This window comes from Brevundimonas sp. (assembly GCF_036677305.1).
Classification (GTDB): Bacteria; Pseudomonadota; Alphaproteobacteria; order Caulobacterales; family Caulobacteraceae; genus Brevundimonas.
The window spans coordinates 1-4,446 of the sequence record NZ_JAKFEB010000208.1; the positions used below are offsets into that span (position 1 = coordinate 1).

Genomic DNA, 4,446 nt, shown 5'->3' on the forward strand with positions numbered 1-4,446 from the left:
CTACGGCCGCGAGGCCATGCCCAGCTTGACCGGCTTCAGATCGTCCTTGTCGCGGGTGCCGCGCTTGACGCCCCACAGCAGGATGATCGGCGCGCCGACATAGATCGAGGAATAGGTGCCGACGATGATCCCGAACATCAGGGCGATCGAGAAGCCGAACAGGGCCTCTCCGCCGTAGACGGCCAGGGCGGCCAGCACCATGACGGCGGTGATGCCGGTGATGATGGTCCGGGACAGGGTTTCGTTCAGCGACAGGTCGATCACCTCGCGCAGCGGCATGGTCTTGTATTTGCGCAGGTTCTCGCGAAGGCGGTCGAACACCACCACGGTGTCGTTCATCGAATAGCCGATGACGGTCAGGATGGCGGCGACCATGGTCAGGCTGAACTCCAGCTTGAACAGCACGATCAGGCCGAAGGTCAGGACCACGTCGTGCAGCAGGCCGGCGACGGCGCCGAAGCCGAACTGCGGCTCGAACCGGAACCAGATGTAGGCGAACATCAGCAGGATCGCGACGCCCAGCGCCATCAGGCCCGACTGGAACAGCTCGCCCGACACCTTGGAGCCGACGACGCTGACGCCCGAATAGGTCACCTCGCCCACGGCGCCGGTGATGGCGCTCTCGACCTGGTTGACCACGGCGGTCTGGTCGCGGCCTTCCGGCACCTGGAAGCGCAGGATGGCGGTCGAGCCGTCATCCACATTGGTGTCGCGCCGGGCGATGCCCTGCACCTGGACGTCGCCCAGATCCAGCCGGTTGGCGGCGCTGCGGACGCGTTCGAGATCGATGCTCTGCCCGACCGGCTTGGACACTTCCATCGAGGCGCCGCCCCGGAAGTCGATGCCCATGTTCAGGCCGGGATAGAAGCAGGCGACGATCGACGCGACGCACAGCACGACCGACAGAACGGCGGCGTAGCGGGCGTATTTGACGAACTGGAAATTCGTCTTCTGCGGCAGCAGTTTGATAAGGGGCCATCCACGCATCGCCATCACTCCGCGATCGGCAGTTTCTTGGGTTTGGCCACCTTCAGCCAGTAGGCCAGCAGCACCTGGGCGACCAGCACGGACGACAGCACCGAGGTGAACACCCCGATCGACAGCGTCCAGGCGAAGCCTCGCACAGGGCCCGCGCCGAACACGAACATGATCGCCGCCGCCACCAGGGTGGTGACGTTGGCGTCGATGATGGTGCCCATGGCCTTGTTGAAGCCGGCGTCCATGGAAGCGATCACGCTTCGTCCGGCCCGCGCCTCGTCGCGCATCCGCTCATAGATCAGCACATTGGCGTCCACGGCCACGGCGAACGTCAGGATCAGGCCGGCGATGCCCGGCAGGGTCAGCGTCGCCTGGGTGAAGCTCATCGCCGCGATGATCAGCAGGCCGTTGAGGACCAGGCCGATCACCGAGATGCCGCCGAACAGGAAGCCGTAGGCCAGGATCATGAACACCACGATGATGCCGAAACCGATGGCCGTGGACAGGCCGCCGGCCGAAACCGCGTCCTCGCCCAGTTCGGCCGACACCGTCCGGCGCTCCTCGACCTTCAGCGGGGCCGGCAGGGCGCCGCCGTTCAGCAGGTTCACCATCTCGGCGGCCTGCTGGATGGTGAAGCTGCCCTCGATGATGCCCGAACCGCCGGTGATGGCGCTGCGGATGTTCGGGGCCGAGATCACCTTGCCGTCCAGGATGATGGCGAAGGGCTTGCCGATGTTGGCGGCCGTGGCCTCGCCGAAGCGGCGGGCGCCGGCGCCGTCGAAGCGGAAGCCGATGGCGGTCTGGTTGTTCTGGTCGGCCGTCACCTCGGCCTTGGTCAGGTTCTCGCCCGACACCAGGACGCGGCGCTTGACCAGATACCAGGGCGGGCCCGCGGGATCGCCGCCGGCGATCAGTTCGGAGTCCGGCGGAACCGCGCCGGCCAGGGCTTCCGCCACCGAATTCTCGACATCGACCATCTGGAAGGTCAGCTGCGCCGTCTGGCCGATGACGCGTTCCAGCTGGGCCGGATCGCTCTCGCCCGGGGCCTGGACCACGATGCGGTCGGCGCCCTGACGCGTGATCGAGGGTTCGCGGGTGCCCAGGCTGTCGATCCGGCGGCGCACCACCTCGATCGACTGGGTCACGGCGTCCGAGCCCATGGAGTTCAGGGCCGCCTCGGTGAAGGCGTAGCGGATGCGGTCGTTGCCCACGCGCTGCACCGACCGGTCGGCGACGCCCGTCGAGCCCGGGCTGACCAGGGCGCGCATCGATTGCAGGGCGAGATCCATCTGCGTCGGATCGGCCAGGGTGACGATCACCCCCGACTGTTCGCGGGCGATGCTGTTCGCGGCGACGCGCGCCTCGGCCAGAACCGTGCGGGCGTCCTCGCCCAGGTTGGTCAGGCGCTTCTCGCGCATGGCCGGGACGTCGACTTCCAGCAGCAGGTACGACCCGCCCTGAAGGTCCAGCCCCAGGTTCAGCCCGCTCTTCGGCAGCCAGCCCGGCAGGGCCTCCCGCTGGGCGGCGCTGAGCAGGTTCGGATAGCTGAACAGCAGGCCGAACAGCAGCGACAGGACAAGAAGGATGACCTTCCAGCGCGACAGATGGATCATGCGGGCGTCCCCGACCTTTTCAGAACGGCGTCAGGACTTGGCGATGGTCTTGGTGTCGTTGGCGGCGATCGCGGTGCGGTCCCGCACCTGGGTGATCATCTGCTTGACCACCGCGACGTTCACGCCCTGGGCGATCTCGACCATGGCCTGGTCGTTCTCGACGCGGGTGACCTTGCCGATCATGCCGTTGGACAGGACGACCGTGTCGCCGCGCTTCAGGCCGGCGACCAGCGCCTGATGGGCCTTCATCTGCTTCTGCTGCGGACGGATCAGCATGAAGTAGAACAGGATGATTACGGGGACGAAGAAGATCAGGGTGCCGAACGGCCCCGCCAGTAGTTCCTGCACGATGGTCTCCGCGAACGTATGGAACCGCCCGGGGCGGCCCTTGAAAATGAGGCGCGGAAACTAGGGTGCGCCGTCACACTTTGCAACGCGACGTGTGTTCGTGGCGCCGCTTTGCGTTATCGCGGCAACACGGTCAGCGGATCGACGGCGTTCGGCTGGTCCCCGCGCATGCGCCAGGTCTCGAAATGCACCGAGGGCCGCCCGTCGCCGGCGGTCATGCCGACGGTGCCGATCTGCTGTCCGGCGCGGACCTCGTCCCCGTCGCGCACCACGGCCGAGCCCAGGTGGCCATAGACCGAACGCCAGCCGTCGCGGTGGACCACCAGCACCGTCAGCCCCTGCCCCGCCAGGTCGTCCCCGACATAGCCGACCTTTCCCGCGGCGGCCGCACGCACCTCGGCCCCTGCGGCGGCGCCGATGTTCACGCCATTATTGCGCTCGCCCAGTCCGACCGGGCCGAAGCGCCGCAGGATGTCGCCGCGCACCGGCCAGTCCAGACTCACCGTCGTGGTCGCCGCGACCGGAGCCCCCGTCCCGACGGCCGGGGCGGGCGGCAGGGCCGCATTGCCCGAGGGCGGCGGCGGCGGCGGCGGCGGGGGCGTCCCCGCGTCGGGCACATAGACGCCGCTGGGCGACGGTCCGGTCGCATAGGGATCGCCGCCGATGTCGACGGCGGTGGCCGGCAGGATCAGTCGCTGGCCCGGCGTGATCGCGGCCCGCGGCCCCAGGGCGTTCAGATCGATCAGGTTCTGCACCGGCGTCTGGAAACGCCGCCCGATGCCCGAGATCGTGTCGCCGGGCTGGATTTCATAGACGGCCCCGGCCTCGACCGCGACCGCGCCCGACGCCGGCGGCGGCGGCGTGCTGAAGCCTTCCGAGGCGGGTCCGGCGGCGGGCGCCGACGTTTCGGAATAGACGCGCGGCGCCGTGTTCACCGGCGCCGACAGGGCCCCGCCTTCGATGGCCTCGACGGGCGCGGTCCGGGGCGGCGGGACTTCATCAGCGGGATTGGTGGCCCCGCGCACGCCCTCGCCGCCCGGCGCCGGAGCGGTCGACAGCGGCGGGATGGTCGAGGCCGGCGCGCGCATCGGCGCCGAACCGTCGGCATGGATCGAATAGCGCGGCTCGGCCGGATAGCTGGCGCAGGCGGCCAGCGTCATCACCCCGCCCAGCACCGCCAGGGCCCTGATCCCGAATCGAATGTTCATGCCGTCTCCCGCCCCCTGGTCGTCATTCGGTGTGCCTCGCCCGTCGCCCCAAGCCAACCCGTCAAACGGCGCGAAAGTTGGGCGCGAAGGTTAATGGGGATGAGGGATGAGGGACGAGGGAACAGAAACGGAAGGAAGGTCGCCGCCGCCGCATCGGCATCCTCATCCCTCATCCCTCATCCCTCCTTGGCCGTCCCCTCGACCAGCGGCACGAACCGCACCTCGCTGAGACTCTCGCGCCGGAACGAGCCGTCCGGCTGCCCGACATAGCGGTGCAGCATCTGCACCGAGCTGCGCCC

The 4,446-nt window shown here is 68.7% G+C and carries 4 protein-coding genes; all 4 read right to left on the bottom strand.

Annotated elements, in window-relative coordinates; genetic code table 11:
• Complete coding sequence (secF, locus tag V6M42_RS12070) at positions 1 to 993, bottom strand: protein translocase subunit SecF (protein WP_332658940.1); 993 nt, start codon at positions 991 to 993, stop codon at positions 1 to 3.
• The gene (gene secD / locus V6M42_RS12075; RefSeq protein ID WP_332678673.1) at positions 993 to 2,591 is read right to left on the bottom strand and encodes a protein translocase subunit SecD; all 1,599 of its coding nucleotides are present in this window, start codon (positions 2,589 to 2,591) and stop codon (positions 993 to 995) included. The genes secF and secD overlap by 1 nt, the downstream gene beginning before the upstream one ends.
• A 30-nt stretch (positions 2,592 to 2,621) precedes the next feature.
• A complete protein-coding gene (yajC, locus tag V6M42_RS12080; RefSeq protein WP_156389418.1) occupies positions 2,622 to 2,939 on the bottom strand; it encodes a preprotein translocase subunit YajC in 318 nt (105 codons plus the stop codon).
• 116 nt (positions 2,940 to 3,055) lie between these two features.
• Complete coding sequence (locus tag V6M42_RS12085) at positions 3,056 to 4,147, bottom strand: peptidoglycan DD-metalloendopeptidase family protein (RefSeq protein ID WP_332678677.1); 1,092 nt, start codon at positions 4,145 to 4,147, stop codon at positions 3,056 to 3,058.
• Positions 4,148 to 4,446 lie beyond the last annotated feature (299 nt).

What these genes read in the sequence shown, in the direction of transcription:
- secF (WP_332658940.1), bottom strand. Translation starts at nt 993, where the DNA reads ATGGCGATGCGTGGATGGCCCCTTATCAAACTGCTGCCGCAGAAGACG.
- secD (WP_332678673.1), bottom strand. Translation starts at nt 2,591, where the DNA reads ATGATCCATCTGTCGCGCTGGAAGGTCATCCTTCTTGTCCTGTCGCTG.
- V6M42_RS12085 (WP_332678677.1), bottom strand. Translation starts at nt 4,147, where the DNA reads ATGAACATTCGATTCGGGATCAGGGCCCTGGCGGTGCTGGGCGGGGTG.